This is a genomic window from Salinicola sp. NYA28a, from assembly GCF_976982775.1.
Genome location: NZ_OZ334582.1, coordinates 802,766 through 820,135, shown reverse-complemented (window position 1 = coordinate 820,135; position 17,370 = coordinate 802,766). Strand labels below are relative to the sequence as shown.

Sequence of the window (17,370 nt, the reverse complement as noted above, 5' to 3'; positions counted from 1 at the left end):
CGTTGGCGCTTTTGATCCGGCAATTCGGTAACCGGGCCTGGTGACCTTCGGCGTCAGCTGGACTCGGGCAGGCGGGAAACCAGGATATTGGAGCGGCGTTCGATCTCCTCGAGCATCCCGGCACACTCGTCGGACATCCCGCTGTCATGCAGCTTGGCGAGCGAGAACAGGGCCTTCAGCTGGCCACTGATCATGGTGGCCTGATAGCCGCCGTCCTGATCCAGCACATGGTCTTCCAGCGCTCGCAGTTGCGTGTTTGCCTGGTCGAGAATGTTGCGTTCAAGCCTGATCATGGTGTGACCTTTTAAGAATTGCAGTTCGTTTCGAGCGCGCCACTGTAAAGGCTCACCCGACTTTATACCACCGCTGGGGGCGATCGGTCGTGCCGGGCGGCTCGTGCCGACGCTACCGCCGGCACGAGCCGCAACCGTCAAACCTTGAGATAGTCGAGGATGCCTTCCGCCGCCTGACGCCCTTCGTAGACAGCCGTCACCACCAGATCGGAACCGCGCACCATGTCACCGCCGGCAAACACCTTCTCGTTGCTGGTCTGATAGGCGAAGCGTTCCATCTGCGCCGGAATCTCCGGTGCCAGTACGCGGCCGCGCTCGTCCACCTCGATCTGGTGCGTGTCGAACCATTCGATCTCGCTGGGCTGGAAGCCGAACGCGATGACCACCGCATCGCAGGCCAGGATCTCTTCGGAGCCCGGCACCACTTCCGCGCTGCGCCGGCCCTTCTCGTCCGGCTCGCCCATGCGGGTGCGTACCAGCTTGACGCCCTCGACCTTGCCCTCGCCGACGATCGCCACCGGCTGACGGTTGAACAGGAACTCGACGCCCTCTTCGCGCGCGTTGGCCACCTCGCGCTTGGAGCCCGGCATGTTCTCCTCGTCACGACGATAGGCACAGGTCACGCTGGCCGCGCCCTGACGAATCGAGGTGCGGTTGCAGTCCATCGCGGTATCGCCGCCCCCGAGCACCACCACGCGCCTGCCGGCCATCGACACGTAGTCGGCCGGATCCTTCTCGAAGCCCATGTGGTGGTTGGCATTGGCGATGAGGAAGTCGAGCGCCTTGTAGACGCCGTCCATCTCCTCGCCGGGGAAACCGCCGACCATGTACTTGTAGGTGCCCATGCCGAGAAAGACCGCATCGAATTCGTCGTTGAGCTGTTCGAAGGTGATGTCCCGACCGATTTCGGTATTGAGCCGGAACTCGACCCCCATCTCCTCGAATACCGCGCGACGGCGTTCCATCACGTGCTTTTCGAGCTTGAATTCGGGAATGCCGAAAGTCAGCAGACCGCCGATCTCCGGGTAGCGATCGAACACCACCGGCTTGACCCCGTTGCGGATCAGGATATCGGCGCAGCCCAGTCCGGCCGGCCCGGCACCGACGATGGCGACGCGCTTGTCGGTCATGGTCACGCTGGACATGTCCGGGCGCCAGCCCATGGCGAAGGCGGTATCGGTGATGTACTTCTCCACCGAGCCGATGGTGACGGCGCCGAAGCCGTCGTTCAGCGTGCAGTCGCCCTCGCACAGGCGATCCTGCGGGCAGACCCGGCCACACACTTCGGGCAGCGAGTTGGTGCGGTGCGACATCTCCGCCGCTTCGAGAATGTTGCCCTCGCTGACCAGCTTGAGCCAGTTGGGAATGTAGTTGTGAACCGGACACTTCCACTCGCAGTACGGGTTGCCGCAATGCAGGCAGCGATGGGCCTGGCTGGCCGCCTCGCTGGGCTTGAACGGCTCGTAGATTTCGGCGAACTCCTTCGCCCGGCTGCGCGCATCCTTCTTCTGCGGATCGCGTCGCCCTACATCGATGAACTGAAAGTCGTTACTCAAACGGTTTGCCATGTCTTTTCTCCTCACTGGGCCGACGACGCTCTCGGATTGCAGCTGTAGCCCCTGCCCCGGTGGCTGACACCGGGGGCCGTTCGGGCTGTCGCCGCCTCTTATTCAGGCTGCCGCCTGGATTGGGCCAGCAAACCGTTGAGACTTGCGGCCTTGGGCTTCACCAGCCAGAAGTGGCGGATGAAGTCGGAGAAATCCTCGAGAATCGCTCGCCCGCGTGGCGAGTCCGTCTCTTCCACGTACTCGGTAATCACTTCGCGCAGGTGACGGCGGTAAGCCTCCATCGACTCGGTGTTGATCCGATGGATCTCCACCAGCTCGTGGTTGTAGCGGTCGACGAAACCACGGTCCTCGTCGAGTACGTAGGCGAAACCACCGGTCATGCCCGCACCGAAGTTGATCCCGGTCTTGCCGAGCACGCAGACCAGACCGCCGGTCATGTACTCGCAGCAGTGGTCACCAGCGCCTTCGATCACCGCGTGGGTACCGGAGTTGCGCACGCCGAAGCGCTCACCAGCCATGCCGGCAGCGAACAGCTTGCCATCGGTGGCACCGTACAGGCAGGTGTTGCCGATGATCGCCGTTTCATGGCTCTGGAAGCGGCTGGTCTTGGGCGGCACGATCACCACCTTGCCACCGTTCATTCCCTTGCCGACGTAGTCGTTGGCATCGCCTTCCAGATACAGGTTCAGCCCGCGCGCGTTCCACACGCCGAAGCTCTGCCCCGCGACGCCGGTGAAGCGCGCCGTGATCGGCGCGTCTTCCAGCCCCGCCTCGCCGTAGCGCTTGGCGATCTCGCCGGAAACCCGAGCCGCCACCGAGCGGTCGCAGTTGGTGATCGTGAACGAGAACTCGCCACCGGACTTCGATTCAATCGCCGGCAGCAGCGCGTCGAACACTTCCTGGTTCTTGGCACCCGGATCATGGGGCACGTTGCGGCTGACCTGGCAGAACTGCGGTGCGTCCTCAGGCACGAAGTCGTTGGCCAGCAGCGGGCTCAGATCGAGCTTGCGCTGTGCCGCCGTCTCGCCTTCGAGCATCTCCAGCAAATCGGTGCGCCCGATCAGGTCGGTCAACTGGCGTACGCCCAGCAGCGCCATCAGCTCACGCACTTCCTCGGCGATGAAGCGGAAGTAGTGCTTGACCATGTCGACCGTGCCACGGAAGTGCTCATCCCGCAGCTCCTGATGCTGGGTCGCGACGCCGGTCGCACAGTTGTTGAGGTGGCAGATCTTCAGATACTTGCAGCCCAGCGCCACCATCGGCGCGGTGCCGAAGCCGAAGCTCTCGGCGCCGAGAATGGCTGCCTTGACCACGTCGAGCCCGGTCTTCAGGCCGCCATCGGTCTGCAGCCGGATCTTGTCGCGCAGGCCGTTGATGCGCAGCGCCTGGTGCACTTCCGGCAGGCCCAGCTCCCACGGACTGCCAGCATGGCGGATCGAGGTGATCGGGCTCGCCGCGGTACCACCGTCGTAGCCCGAGACGGTGATCAGGTCCGCGTAGGCCTTGGCCACGCCGGTGGCGATGGTGCCGATGCCCGGCTCGGAGACCAGCTTGACCGAGACCTGAGCGCTCGGATTGACCTGCTTGAGATCGAAGATCAGCTGAGCCAGGTCCTCGATCGAATAGATGTCGTGATGCGGCGGCGGCGAGATCAGCGTCACGCCCGGCACCGCATAGCGCAGCCGCGCGATGGTTTCGTTGACCTTGCCGCCCGGCAGCTGGCCGCCCTCGCCGGGCTTGGCGCCCTGGGCGACCTTGATCTGCAGAACCTCAGCGTTGACCAGGTAGGCTGGCGTCACGCCGAAGCGGCCGGAGGCGATCTGCTTGATCTTCGACGAGCGGATGGTGCCGTAGCGGGCCGGATCCTCGCCGCCTTCGCCGGAGTTGGAGCGGCCGCCGGTTTCGTTCATGGCCTGGGCCAGCGCTTCGTGCGCCTCCGGCGATAGCGCGCCCAGCGACATGCCGGCGCTGTCGAAACGCAGTAGCAGGCTCTCGACGGGCTCGATCTCGTCCAGCGGCAACGGTTCGGGAGCCGGCTTGAGCTTCAGCAGATCCCGGATCGTGGCCACCGGACGCTCGTTGACCAGCCGCGCAAAGGCCTTCCACTTGGCGTAGTCACCCTGCTGGACCGCCTGCTGCAGCAGCATCACCACGTCGGGATTGTAGGCGTGGTATTCGTGCCCGTGGACGAACTTGACCAGGCCGCCCTGGCGGATGCCTTTACGGGGAATCCAGGCATCGCGGGCGGCCAGCGTCTGCTGCATCTGCAGCTCGCTGAAGCCGGTGCCCTCGATGCGCGACATCATGCCGTCGAAGCACATCTGCATGACTTCGGAACCCAGCCCGACGGCTTCGAACAGCTGCGAACCCCGGTAGGAAGAGATCTGCGAGATGCCCATCTTCGACAGAATCTTGTAAAGCCCCTTCTGCATCCCCTTGCGGTAGTTCTCGCGCGCGTCCGCCGGGTTGCCGACCAGCTCGCCGGTGCGGTGCATGTCCGCCATCACCTGGTAGGCGAGGTACGGATAGACCGCGGTGGCGCCGACCCCGAAGAATACCGCCATCTGGTGCGCGTCACGGGCGTAGCCGGTCTCGACCACGATATTGACGCGCGGGCGCAGCGCCAGCCTGGCCAGATGATGGTGCACCGCGCCGGTCGCCAGCAGCGCCTGGATCGGCTGCTTGCCTTTTTCGAGTTCGGCATCGGACAGCACCAGGATCACCTTGCCATCCCGAGCCGCCTGCTCGGCCTGCTGGCAGAGCGCTACCAGCGCCTGGCGCAGCGAGGTGGTTTCCGGGTCGTAGTGCAACGGCAGCCGGATCGAGGTGAACGCCGGATCTTCCTGGGTCACCAGGGCGGTGAACTTGCGCGGCGACAGCACCGGCGTGGTCAGGATCAGGCGATGCGCGTGCTCGGGGGTGGCCTGGAAGACGTTGAGTTCCGCGCCCATGCAGGTTTCCAGCGACATCACGATCGCTTCACGCAACGGGTCGATCGGCGGGTTGGTGACCTGGGCGAATTTCTGACGGAAGAAATCGGTGAGCAGACGGTTCTGCCGCGACAGTACTGCCATCGGCGTGTCGTCGCCCATCGACCCGACCGCTTCCTGACCGCTCTCGGCCAGCGGCCTGAGCAGCTGATCGCGCTCTTCGAAGGTGACCGAGAACATCTTCTGATAGACGTTGAGCTCGTCGGTTTCCATCGGCTGGAAGCGGGCCAGTTCGGTCAGCGCCGATTCGAGATAGTGGGCGTGCTCCTTGAGCCAGCGGCGATACGGATAGGCGGACTTGAGCCGCTGGTCGATATCATCGGTATGCAGCACCTCGCCGGTCTGGGTATCGACGGCGAGAATCTGCCCCGGCCCGACACGGCCCTTGGCCACCACGGATTCGGGCTGATAGTTCCATACCCCGATCTCGGAGGAGAGGGTGATGTAGCCGTTGTCGGTGATCACCCAGCGCGCCGGACGCAGGCCGTTGCGGTCGAGCATGCAGACGGCATGGCGGCCGTCGGTCATGACGATACCGGCGGGACCGTCCCACGCCTCCATGTGCATGGAGTTGTACTCGTAGAAGGCGCGCAGGTCGCCGTCCATGGTCTCCACGTTCTGCCACGCCGGCGGCACCATCATGCGCACCGCGTTGTAGAGATCCATGCCGCCGGTCAGCAGCACTTCCAGCATGTTGTCCATGCTCGACGAATCGGAACCGGTGGTGTTGACGATCTCGTCGAGGCCTTCGATGTCCGGCAGCAGCTCGCTGACGAAGTTGGCCTTGCGCGCGTTGGCCCACCCGCGGTTGGCCTCGATGGTGTTGATCTCGCCGTTGTGCGCCATGAAGCGGAACGGCTGCGCCAGCGGCCAGCGCGGCGCCGTATTGGTCGAGAAACGCTGGTGGAAGACGCAGACGGCGGTTTCGAGACGCTCGTCGCCCAGATCCTGATAGAAGGTAGGCAGGTCCACGGGCATCATCAGGCCCTTGTAGGAAACCACCTTGGACGACAGCGAGCAGACGTAGAACTCTTCTTCCTGACGCAGCTTCTGCTCGGCCAAGCGACGGGCCATGAACAGCTCGACATTGAACGCGGCGTCGGACTGGGACGCATCCCCCTCGACGAACACCTGACGAATGCGCGGCAGGCACTCGAGCGCCATCGGCCCGCAGACGCTGGGGTCCGTGGGCACGTCGCGCCAACCCATGACGCTCAAGCCCCGCTCGGCCAGCTCGCCTTCCAGGATTTCCCGTGCATGCTGCTCGCGAGCGTCGTCATCGGGGAAGAACACCATGCCGACCGCGAAGCGCTCGCCCAGGGTCACGTCCAATTGCTCCTGGGCCAGCGCTCGCATGAAGCTCATCGGCATCTTCAGCAACAGGCCGCAACCGTCGCCGGTCTTGCCGTCCGCCGCGATACCGCCGCGGTGGGTCATGCATGTCAGGGATTCGATCGCCGTCTTGAGCAGATCGTGACTGGCCTGCCCCTCCATATGAGCAATCAGGCCGAAACCGCAGTTGTCGCGGAATTCGCCGGGCTGGTGAAGACCTCTCATCATGGGCGTGCCTCACAAAGCAGTGTCAGAATACAGGGTCTTGTATTCGATCGAATAAAAAGAGATAATTTTTGGTTTTTTTATTTTTATGGCCGTATTAATGACTGAATATCCGGCTCATTTTCGTCTCGAGATACCGACAATATCGTCACTAACGGTCGCCAAAGGGCCGGACAGGATAGCCAGTTACCCGCCACAGCGCAATTGAGCCGCCGGGCTTTTTCCCCGCAAACGCATTTAAAATCGAAGACTTAGCGGAATATCGGCCAAAATACGCTGCTAGCTCAAAGGCTTAGACTTGAAGGTAAGACTAAAGTCTTAATTTTTTGAGCCATGGCCCGATCAGGGTGAGATCGTGGCGCGAAGCCCATACCGATACGGCATGGAGCATACCAATTATATCGTCAACGCCTCGAAAAAGCAGCAGCGGCGACCAAGGTTGTCGACACGCGGCACCGGCCGCACGCACCAGCATGCATCAACAGAAAACGAGGAACGGCGCCGAGCGCTCCTATCCGGACGACCGCGCTACGGACTGGCGGATTTTGGGAACAGCAGGGAACGATAGAGAACTGGCGCCGATCGGCGCCAGCGGGCAAGATCATCGACAGAGACGAGAAAGCCGGCCTCGCCTGACCGGGAGCCGGTTAGCGAACGATCCGGCACCCAAGGAACGATCCGGTCAGGCTCGAGGGAAATTCACCAGCAGACGTTCGAGCCGCTCGGCGTCCGTATCGTCTCGAACGCACGCCTTACCCAGCGCCTCGAGCAGAATCAGCCGCAGCCGGTCGTCGAGGTTCTTCTTGTCGAGCCGCATGCGAGAAAGGAAATCCTCTGTCTGCATGTTGGCCGGCGCCGTCACCGGAAGATCCGCCGCCTTCAGAATCGCAGCGACACGTTCGACATCGGCCTCGCTCAGCCAGCCGCGCTCGAAGGAGAGCTGCGCGGCCATCATCATGCCGGCACCCACCGCTTCGCCGTGCAGCCAGTTGCCGTAGCCCTGATGCGCCTCGATGGCGTGGCCGAAGGTGTGTCCCAGGTTGAGCAGCGCTCGCACGCCCTGCTCGGTCTCGTCTTCGGCCACCACTTCCGCCTTGATCTCGCAACTGCGCCGGATGGCATGGCGAATGGCGGATACCTCGAGCGTGCGCAGTGCAGGCAGATTGTTCTCCAACCACTCGAGAAAAGCCGAATCCCAGATCAGGCCGTACTTGATCACTTCCGCCAGCCCGGCGGAGAGCTCGCGTGCCGGCAGCGTTCGCAGGGTATCGGTATCGATGATCACCGCCCGGGGCTGCCAGAACGCGCCGATCATGTTCTTGCCGCGCGGGTGATTGACCCCGGTCTTGCCACCCACGGAGGAGTCTACCTGGGCCAGCAGCGTGGTAGGAATCTGGACGAAAGCGACACCGCGCTGGTAGCTGGCGGCGGCGTAGCCCGTCATGTCGCCAATGACACCGCCACCGAGCGCGATCAGGGTACTGCGGCGGTTGAATCCGGCCGCCAGCAGGGCGTCCCAGATGCGCTCGACCGAGGCCAGCGTCTTGGTCGCCTCGCCATCGGGCAGAACGACTTCCCGGACATCCAGGTCGGCATCGGCAAGCGTCGCCTTGAGCGCCGCGAGATAATGGGGCGCGATCACCTCGTTGGTCACGATCATGACCTGGCGCCCGGCCAGATAAGGCAGCAGATGTTCCCGACTCGACAGAATGCCCGCGCCGACGTGAATCGGGTAACTGCGGTCACCCAGCGAAACGTTCAGCGATTCCACGGGAAGCGACGAGGCGGAGGACATGGGCATTACCTTATGTTGTAGGAAAGACGGACGCAGGAAAACGAGTATAGGAAAGATGGATGTGGAAAAGACCAATGAGGAAGAGACATCATCGCTGGTGCGAGAGAGAGACCGATTCGCCGAGCGGCTCCGTCAGATGCGAAACCCGACGCAGGATGTCGTTCACCACGCTCCTGGGGCCTCGGCGATCCGTACGCACGACGATATCCGCCGTCGCGCGATAGAGCGGGTCGCGAACCGCGAACAGATCCCGCAGCACCTGCTCGGGGTTGGCTGTCTGCAGCAGCGGCCGGTTGCGATCCCGGGAGGTGCGCCGGATCTGCTGTTCGACGGTGGTGGCGAGATAGACGACCGTCCCCCGCTCCCGCAGCAGCTGGCGATTGATCTCGCGCATGATCGCGCCGCCACCGGTCGCCATGACGATGTCGCTGCGCTGGGTGAGTTCGTCGATCATGGCCGTCTCGCGGTCCCGAAAGCCCTGCTCACCCTCCACATCGAAAATCCATGGGATATTCGCCCCGCAGCGAGCCTCTATCTGATGGTCGCTATCCAGGAATTCGCGCTGCAATTCGGCCGCCAGGAGGCGGCCGATTGTGCTTTTGCCGGCCCCCATGGGACCGATGAGAAAAAGATTGGGAAGCGACCGCATCAGCGAATGGCCAGTCCGTCCTCGATGATCTTGGGCGTGATGAATACCAGCAATTCTACCTTCTCGTTGCTGTTCTGGGTATAGCGGAACAGATTGCCGATGACCGGCAGGTCGCCGAGGAACGGTGTCTTGAACAGTGTCCGCAGCTGTTCGGAGGTCAGGATCCCGCCCAGCACCACGGTTTCGCCGTTATTGACCAGTACCTGGGTCTGGATCTCGTTGGTATCGATGGCAGGCGCGCCGTCGTAGCGGGTGTCGGAGATATCGTCGTTGTTGATACGCAGATCCATGATGATGCGATCATCCGGAGTGATCTGCGGTGTCACCTCGAGCGACAGCACGGCCTCCTTGAACTCGGTGGAGGTGGCGCCGCTGGACGAGGCCTCCTGGTAAGGCACTTCCTGACCCTGCTTGATGATCGCCGTGCGCTGATTGGCGGTGATCACTTTGGGCTGGGAAATGGTCTGGCTCTTGCCCTCGCTTTCCAGCGCCCGCAGCTCCAGGTCGATCAGGATATCGCCGGAAAGATAGCCGAAGCTGAACGCGCTGGCCGGGTTGGTGTCATTGCCCAGATCGACCGCCAGCCCGCCGCCGTAGGAGGCAGGATCGTCCGACGTCGTGGGCACCGTCGAGGCATCGCCATCAGCGGCGCCGCCGAGATCGAAGTGGCGCCCGCCATTGGCCGACATGCCCCAGTTGACCCCGAGCTCGCGGGTCGCGCTGTCTCGGGCGATCACGATTCGGGCCTCGATCTGCACCTGGCGCACCGGCACGTCGAGCTGCTCGATGGTTCGCCGAATGGCATCGAGCTGCTCGCGCGTATCCTGCAGGATCAGGGTGTTGGTGCGCGGGTCGACGGTAACACGCCCGCGCTCCGACATCATGCCGACCCCCTCGCCACCGCGCAGCAACGCCGCCAGATCCTCGGCCTTGGCGTAACGGATCTGCACGAACTCCGTGGTCAGCGGAGCCAGCTGTTTCGTCTGTTCGCGGGTTTCCAGCGTCTGGCGCTGCAGATTGGCCAGCTCGCCGGTCGGCGCCACCATCATCACGTTGCCTTCACGTCGCGCCGACAGGCCGTGGTTGCGCAGTACCAGATCGAGCGCCTGATCCCAGGGCACATCGGTCAGATTGAGAGTCACGTTGCCCTGCACGCCATCGCTGGCGATCACGTTGAGCCCCGACTCCTCGGCGATGATCGACAACACGTCACGCACCGGGATGTCCTGGAAATCGAGGGTAATACGGTGACCGGCATAGCTGGGGCCGGAGTCCGTCTCGGGGCGCTCGATGCTGCCCGAGGAGGTCAGTTCGATCGTGAAACGACGCCCGTTCTGGGTCACCAGCGGCTCCACGGCATTGGATGCCACGATATCGAAGGTGACCCCATCGGCGCTTCGACGCGGCACGATGCGCTGGACGGCGGTGCCGAAATCGCTGACATCGAGCGTCTGATACTGGTCGTCGGGCAAGGTCACGCCAGGTAGCGAGACCGAGACCTGACGCCCCTGGCCGGAGACTTCCGCCGCCACTCCGGCGCGGTCGAGCGCCAGGTCAAGCTGGCCGACCCCGTCCTCGCCCCGGCGGAAATCGATCGAGGTCACCTCCGGCTGGCGCGGCAGCGCCGCCGCGGACCGCTCGGCCGACGCGTCGGTCTCAGCTGGCGCAGCTTCGTCACCGAAGTGAACGATGACCCTTTCATCCAGACGTTCGAGCCGATAATCGGTGGGCGAGGCCAGATCGAACACCAGCCGCGTACGCGCTCCCGACCCCAGCACCCTGACGGAATCGACGCCGGCGCTGCCGATGGCGAAGCTCGATTGCGACAGGCCGCTCTGGGCCTGCAGCAGATCCAGCGCCAGCCGCGGCGGCGCATCCGTGCGATAGCCGCGAATTTCCGGGACGCCGCCGACGAAATCGAGCCCGACGTCCAGGCGGCCGGCTCCCTGATCGGTGAAGGTCATCGCCGTCAAGGTCGGTGCCGCCCAGGCGGAAAACGCCAGTCCCCACAATGTCAGTGCTGCCAAGCCTGCGGCCAGGCGCCGTCGAGAAGTCATGTTGTCCCCTGCTACTATTGCCGCCGGCTGGCACCGTCGGAGTCTTGTCCTGCCATTTCCAGGCGCTGACGACGCTCGGTCCATTCTCCCCCAGGGCCGCGCACGGTCTCGAGGAGCGTCAGCCCACGGGGTTCCACGCTGATGATGCGGCCGTAGTCCCGGCCCAGATAATCCCCCTCGAAGAGCCGGTGGACCCTGCCGTCCGGCGCAGCAATCAGTGCCGAGGGTGTCTTGCCCACGATCATCGTGCCGACCAGGCTCAGGTTGTCCAGCTCGAAGGCCTCGAGCGGCTGGCGCGGCCGGTCGGCATCCGGCAGCGGCGACGCCTCGGCCGGATCGGCGGCTGCCGCCTCCGCTGGCTGCTCGGCCACGAACGGGCTCCGTCGTTGCTGCTGGTCGTAGCTGGCAGTAGCGTACCGGGGCATCTCCGGCAACGAGGCGATCTGCCCCTTCGGGTTGTTCCGCAGGGCATCCAGTCGAGCCTGCAATCCCCCCAGATCGGCGTCCTCGCATCCGCTCAGCACGATGCTTGCGAGCAACAGTCCGGTGAGAATGCCACGATTCGAACTCAAGGCTTTTTACCCCCCTTGGCCGGGTCGATATCCTCGCGATAGCGGTACGTCTTCGCCAGCATGGCCAGCCGAAGGCTGTCACCCACCGGCGTCAGCGTGAAGTCGTGAAGCGTGACGATGCGGGGCATCGCGGCAACGCGCGCCAGAAACGACGCGATCTGGTGGAAATCGCCGCGCACCTGGATATCGAAGGGCTGCTCGACATAGAACTCCTGCTCGACCGCCGGTCGCAACTTGATACTGTCGATATCGAGCTGCTGCTGCCGCGCTGCCTCGCTGATGGCATCCAGCAGCGCGGGCACTTCCGCATCGCTGGGCAACATTTCGAGCACGCTCTGCATGCGCCCCTCGAGCACCTCCATCTGATGCTCCATCGCCGGCAGGTTGACCGCCTGGTAGGAGAGCGTCTCGAAGCGCTGTAACGCCTGCTGCTCCTGCATGACCAGGCTCTCGTGCGTTTCCCGGGGCGAGGAGGCGAGCAGCCACTGCGTGGCCCATATCGATCCCAGCAGCACGCCCAGCGCGATCAGCCATTGCAGGCTGGCCGGCCAGCTTCCCGCTTCTTTCAGGTCGAGTTCACGCCACTGCAGTTCACGCAGTTGGCGCCACTGCTCCCGGAACGTCTCTCGCAAGGCATTCAATCGTGGGCTTTCCAGCGTCGGGCGCTTCATGAGCCAGCTCCCGGCTTGGCTTCATCGACGGGATGCTCATCGACACTCATGTGAAAACGCTTGGCCGCTGCCGGCCCTTCTGCGGACTGCACGTCCGAGAGCAACGGAATGTCGAACGCGGAACTGTTGTCGAGCGCTCGCATCTGGTCGGAAACTTGGCGATTCGAAGTCGCGACGCCGCTCAGCTCGAGCCGGCTACCCCTGCGATTCAGCTCGGTATAGTGGACGCCATCGACCAGCGTGGCCGTCAGCTGATCGAGAACGCGGATGGTCAACGGTCGGCTCGACTGCAGCTCGCCGATCAGATCGATCTGCTTCAACATGCGTTCTCGCAGCTGGCGGAAATTGCGCATCTCCTGAATATCGCGAGTGAGCGCATCGGTCTCCCGCTGGATCAGCGCCAACCGGGCCTGCCCCGCCCGCACCATGGATTTTTCGTACTGGGCGATGCCCCAACCGACCAGCAACCCGAGCAGCAGCATCAGCAGCAGGCCCTGCTTGAATCGTCGGGTCTTCCGCAGGCGGCGCTGCTCCCGCCATGGCAGCAGGTTGATTTCGATCGTCATGGCAGCGCTCGCATGGCAAGCCCACAGGCGGTGAGCATGGCCGGCGCGTCCGCGGCCAACGCGGTGACATCCAGCCGCGGATGGATCCGCATGTGCGTGAAAGGATTGGCGAGCGTTGCTTCCAGCCCGCTCTGGGCACGCAGCCGTTCCGCAAACCCCGGCAGCGCGCTCGACCCGCCGGCCAGGATCAGACGGCGGATCTGCTGCTGGCCCGCAGAGGTGTAATAAAGCTGCAGCGAGCGTCCGATGTGCTGGATCAGGGTATCGATGAAAGGCAGCAGGACTTGCTGGCGATAATCGTCGGGCAATCCACCACGCTTCTTGGCGCGACCGGCTTCGTCGAAACTCATGCCGTAGCGCTTGCTGATGGCATCGGTGAGCTGCCGCCCGCCGCACAGGTTGTCGCGGCTGTAGACGATCCGCCCCTCCTTGATCACATGGAACGCGCACAGGTTGGCGCCGATATCGACCAGTGCCGTGCTATCTCCCTCTTCATCTTCGGAGGTCTGCAGCGCACGACAGACGCGCTCCAGCGCGAAGCCCTCGACATCGACGGCCACCGTCTCGAGCCCCACGGCGTCCAGCACCGACGTCAGCGTATCGATATCCTGCATTCGGCAGGCCACCAGCATGATTTCCTGCTGGTCGTCGTAACGCGGATGGCGGCCCAGTCGCTGAAAATCGAAGGCGACTTCATTGAGCGGAAACGGGATGTACTTGTCGGATTCCATCTGAATCCGTGCTTCGATGTCCTCGTCGCTCAGCGATGCGGGCAACGACAGCGTCCGGGTGATGGCTGCCGAGTTGGGCACCGCGACCACGGCGCGCCGGGACTGCAAGCGGGCGTGATCGACCGCCCGACCCAGCGTATCCACGACTTCGCTCTTGTCGCGAATGCGCCTTTCGACCACGGCCCCCTCGCGCAGCGGGCGCACCGCGTAACTGTCGATTCTCAAGCCACCGGCGCGATGTTCCAGCTCCAGCAGCTTGACGGTGGCGGACGTGATGTCCACTCCCACCAATCCTTTCGAGGATCTTTTCAAGCGCAACACTGTCTCACCTCGCCGGAACTGGAAAAGCCTAATCGGATTTAACGGCGGTGACACAGCCAACTTGAGACGTTCCGTTACACTTATTTCGCTTTACTTGCAGGAAGTGGCGGGGGCGAAACTGGCCCCGGCTCCACCGCATCCATATAATGCCCCGATGCTGAATCATGTCCGACGCCAGGGATAGCGAGCACGCGGCCGGACCGCCACCAGTCAAGGATCACCCCTTTATATGAAGCTTTTTACCCGCCTACTGACGACTGCCTTCTGGCTCCTGCTGTCGCTCTGCGCCGGTGTGGTGCTGGCGGTCATTGGCGCCGGGCTCTACTTCGCCCCTGGCCTGCCCGACGTGCGCCAGCTCCAGAATTACGAGCTTCAGACCCCGCTGCGCATCTATACGGAAGACGACAAGCTGATCGGTGAATACGGCGAGGAACGCCGCATGCCCGTCAGCTACGACGAGATCCCCAAGTCGCTGATCGACGCGCTGCTGGCTGCCGAAGACGCCAACTTCTACAACCACCCCGGGGTCGATCCCAAGGGGCTTTTGCGCGCCGCGGTCGAGCTCGCCTCCTCGGGCGACATCCAGTCCGGCGGCAGCACCATCACCATGCAGGTCGCGCGTAACTACCTGCTGACCCTGGATCAGACTTTCACGCGCAAGATCCGTGAAATTCTGCTGGCGTTGCAGATGGAACAGATCCTGGACAAGCAGGAAATTCTCGAGCTCTACGTCAACAAGATCTATCTGGGCCATCGTTCCTACGGTATCGCCGCCGCAGCAAACACCTATTACGGCAAGCCGCTGGCAGATCTTTCCCTGCCGCAGTACGCCATGATCGCGGGTCTGCCCAAGGCGCCGTCGAGCTTCAACCCGCTGACCAATCCGGAACGCGCTCTGATCCGCCGCAACTGGATTCTCTATCGCATGCGCGAGCTCGGCTCCATCGACCAGGCCAGCTACGATCAGGCCGTCAAGGCACCGATCACGGCCAGCCGCCATACGGCACGCTCGGAAGTCGATGCCCCCTACGTCGCGGAAATGGCGCGCGCCTACGCCGTCGAGCGTTTCGGCGACAAGGCCTATACCGACAACATTCGCATCACCACCACCCTCGATAGCCGTCTGCAGACCGAGGCCCGCGATGCGCTGGTGCAGGGCCTGATCGACTACGATACTCGCCACGGCTGGCGCGGCCCCGAGGAGAAGGACGTACCGCCGAGCCTGGTCGAAGCGCAGGACCGGACCGAACGCCAAGGCCTGGAAGAAGAGCTGTCGGAGTCCCCCGAGGTCATCGAAACCGCCCGCCAGGCGGCCCAGAGCAGCCAGGCCACGATCGAGGGTGTCGATGGCGACGTCAGCAACTGGCTCAAGGTGCTCGAGCGCACGCCGTCGTTCGGCCCGCTCCAGCCGGCCATCGTCACCGCCACCGACGGCAAGCAGATGCGCGTGCTCAATGCCGACGGCAAGGTGATCACGCTGGACTGGGATGGCCTGAAGTGGGCGCGCGAGTACAAGAGCGCCAAGTGGCGCGGCGATGTCCCCGCCAACGCCGCGGCGATCGCGAGTCGCGGCGATCTGGTACGCATCCTCAAGGAAGGCGATCACTGGCGGCTGTCGCAGCGCCCCGGCGCCGAAGGGGCCATCGTCGTTCTCGATCCGCAGACCGGTGCCATTGAGGCGCTCCAGGGCGGGTTCAGCTTCGCCGCCAGCAAGTTCAACCGCGCCATTCAGGCCCAGCGCCAGGTCGGCTCCAACTTCAAGCCGTTCGTCTATCTGGCTGCGCTGCAGGAAGGCAGCATGACCGCGGCGACCATCATCAACGACGCGCCGGTAGTCATGTCACAGTTCAGCGGCGACGACTGGCGTCCGGAGAATGCCGAGCGTCAGTTCCAGGGGCCGACCCGCCTGCGTGTCGGGCTCTATACTTCGCGCAATCTGGTGACCATCCGTGTGCTGCAGTCGCTGGGGCTCGAAAATGCGCTGAATTTCCTCGAGCGCTTCGGTTTTGCACGGGACCGCCTGCCCCACGGTCTCTCCCTGGCTCTCGGCAGTGCCTCGCTGACTCCGCTGGAGATCGCCAACGCCTACGCCGTGCTCGCCAACGGCGGCTTCCAGGTGTCGCCCTGGTACATTCAGAAGGTCACCCAGGGCAGCCAGAATACCGTGGTCGAACAGGCCAATCCGCTGGTGGCGTGCCGTGACTGCGCACCCGGCGCGACCCAGACCGTCATCGATGGCGAGCCGCGTCGCATCGCCCCCCGCGTGGTGGAACCCGACGCGCTCTACATCCTGCGCAGCATCCTGCGTGATGTCATCGAACACGGCACCGGACGCGGCGCCCTGTCGCTCGATCGCAGCGACATCGTCGGCAAGACCGGCACCACCAACGATCAGCGTGACGCCTGGTTCTCCGGCTTCAACAACTCGCTCGTGACCACGGTCTGGGTCGGCAAGGACGATAACACCACCACGGCGGAATACGGCGCTCAAGCCGCCCTGCCGATCTGGAAAGCGTTCATGGGTCCGGCACTGGAAGGCACGCCCGAGGTGATCCCGGACGCCCCCGACGATATCGTTCAGGTTCGCATCGACCCGGATACCGGCAAGCGCCTGCACGATGACCAGCCCGGCGGCATCAGCGAGATATTCCGCAAGGACAACTTGCCTGAGTATCAGCCGCGCGGTATTCGTCCGGAACTGGAAGACGAGAGCGGCTCGCAGGGCACCGGCACTTACGAAGCGATCTTCTGATACATGAGTCGGGGCTCTGGCCCCGACTTTTTCGTCCCACACTCGCTCTTCACCGCAACAGGACGTCGCAGCGACGCTGAGAGAAATATCATGTCCCTGCCTAGTTGCCGTTGGTGGCTGTTGACCACCTGCCTGATGGCATCACCGTCATATGCAGAGCTTTTCTACGCACCGCCGGCGCCGGAAGAGAACGCCCCCAACTTCAGCGGCAGTGCGGAACTCGGTTATACGAAGTTGACCGGCAACGCCAATACCCAGACGCTGCTCGCCAAGGCTCGCCTGACCTGGCTGACCGGGCGCAACACCCATACGTTCCGCGCCGAAACCCGCAGTGTCCAGGACAACGACGACACCACCTCCGAGCGGTATCTGGTCGGCGCCCGCGAACGCTACGAGCTGGAGAACAACAACTACCTGTTCGGCTTCGCGCGCTGGGAACGCGACCGGTTCAGCGGCTACGACTCGCAGCTCACCACTATCGCCGGCTACGGCCGCCAGCTGCTGGACGGGCCCACCCATACGCTTTCCGCCGAAGTCGGTCCGGGCTATCGTCACGATGCCTACGCGGCCGGTGGCAGCGACGACCTGACCCTGGTCTACTCGGCACTGGACTACACCTACCACTTCAGTGACGACATCTCCTTCGACCAGGAGCTATCCGCGGAAGCGACGCATATCAGCGTCACGACCCGCTCGCTGTCGACGATTACATCGCAATTGAACTCCCATCTCGCGCTACGCATCTCCTACGATGTCAGGAGCAACACGCATCCGCCGCCCGATGCCGAAGCGCGCACCGACACCACGACGTCGGTATCGATTCTCTACGGCTGGTAACGAGCCACGAG

12 protein-coding genes are annotated in these 17,370 nt (G+C 63.7%); 2 read left to right on the top strand and 10 right to left on the bottom strand.

Annotated elements, in window-relative coordinates; all coding sequences use genetic code 11:
• Positions 1 to 53 precede the first annotated feature (53 nt).
• The 10 genes from ACWHY3_RS03865 to pilM all read right to left on the bottom strand — a co-directional run bounded on the left by ACWHY3_RS03865 (position 54) and on the right by pilM (position 13,767).
• Positions 54 to 293, bottom strand: coding sequence for a hypothetical protein (locus ACWHY3_RS03865; protein ID WP_071231861.1), 240 nt, complete (start codon positions 291 to 293; stop codon positions 54 to 56).
• Positions 294 to 430: 137 nt separating this feature from the next.
• Complete coding sequence (locus tag ACWHY3_RS03860) at positions 431 to 1,861, bottom strand: FAD-dependent oxidoreductase (RefSeq protein ID WP_448127593.1); 1,431 nt, start codon at positions 1,859 to 1,861, stop codon at positions 431 to 433.
• A 98-nt stretch (positions 1,862 to 1,959) separates the two neighbouring features.
• Positions 1,960 to 6,411, bottom strand: coding sequence for a glutamate synthase large subunit (gene gltB / locus ACWHY3_RS03855; protein WP_448127592.1), 4,452 nt, complete (start codon positions 6,409 to 6,411; stop codon positions 1,960 to 1,962).
• Between the two features lie 679 nt (positions 6,412 to 7,090).
• Positions 7,091 to 8,203 (bottom strand): 3-dehydroquinate synthase, encoded by a 1,113-nt coding sequence (aroB, locus tag ACWHY3_RS03850; protein ID WP_448127591.1) that lies wholly within the window; start codon positions 8,201 to 8,203, stop codon positions 7,091 to 7,093.
• Positions 8,204 to 8,291: 88 nt separating this feature from the next.
• Complete coding sequence (aroK, locus tag ACWHY3_RS03845; protein ID WP_303855729.1) at positions 8,292 to 8,852, bottom strand: shikimate kinase AroK; 561 nt, start codon at positions 8,850 to 8,852, stop codon at positions 8,292 to 8,294.
• Positions 8,852 to 10,909: a type IV pilus secretin PilQ gene (pilQ, locus tag ACWHY3_RS03840; RefSeq protein WP_448127590.1), complete on the bottom strand. Its 2,058-nt coding sequence runs from the start codon at positions 10,907 to 10,909 to the stop codon at positions 8,852 to 8,854. Before pilQ ends, aroK begins: the two co-directional genes overlap by 1 nt.
• A 14-nt stretch (positions 10,910 to 10,923) precedes the next feature.
• On the bottom strand, positions 10,924 to 11,481 hold the full coding sequence (locus ACWHY3_RS03835) for a pilus assembly protein PilP (RefSeq protein ID WP_448127589.1): 558 nt from the start codon (positions 11,479 to 11,481) through the stop codon (positions 10,924 to 10,926).
• Complete coding sequence (gene pilO / locus ACWHY3_RS03830; RefSeq protein ID WP_087717677.1) at positions 11,478 to 12,152, bottom strand: type IV pilus inner membrane component PilO; 675 nt, start codon at positions 12,150 to 12,152, stop codon at positions 11,478 to 11,480. Before pilO ends, ACWHY3_RS03835 begins: the two co-directional genes overlap by 4 nt.
• Complete coding sequence (locus tag ACWHY3_RS03825) at positions 12,149 to 12,718, bottom strand: PilN domain-containing protein (protein ID WP_303855733.1); 570 nt, start codon at positions 12,716 to 12,718, stop codon at positions 12,149 to 12,151. Before ACWHY3_RS03825 ends, pilO begins: the two co-directional genes overlap by 4 nt.
• Positions 12,715 to 13,767: a type IV pilus assembly protein PilM gene (pilM, locus tag ACWHY3_RS03820; protein WP_442978318.1), complete on the bottom strand. Its 1,053-nt coding sequence runs from the start codon at positions 13,765 to 13,767 to the stop codon at positions 12,715 to 12,717. Before pilM ends, ACWHY3_RS03825 begins: the two co-directional genes overlap by 4 nt.
• 232 nt (positions 13,768 to 13,999) lie before the next feature.
• Between pilM and ACWHY3_RS03815 the strand changes: the two genes are divergently transcribed.
• Positions 14,000 to 16,522: a penicillin-binding protein 1A gene (locus ACWHY3_RS03815; RefSeq protein ID WP_448127588.1), complete on the top strand. Its 2,523-nt coding sequence runs from the start codon at positions 14,000 to 14,002 to the stop codon at positions 16,520 to 16,522.
• Positions 16,523 to 16,612: 90 nt separating this feature from the next.
• Complete coding sequence (locus tag ACWHY3_RS03810) at positions 16,613 to 17,359, top strand: DUF481 domain-containing protein (protein WP_448127587.1); 747 nt, start codon at positions 16,613 to 16,615, stop codon at positions 17,357 to 17,359.
• Positions 17,360 to 17,370: the final 11 nt, after the last annotated feature.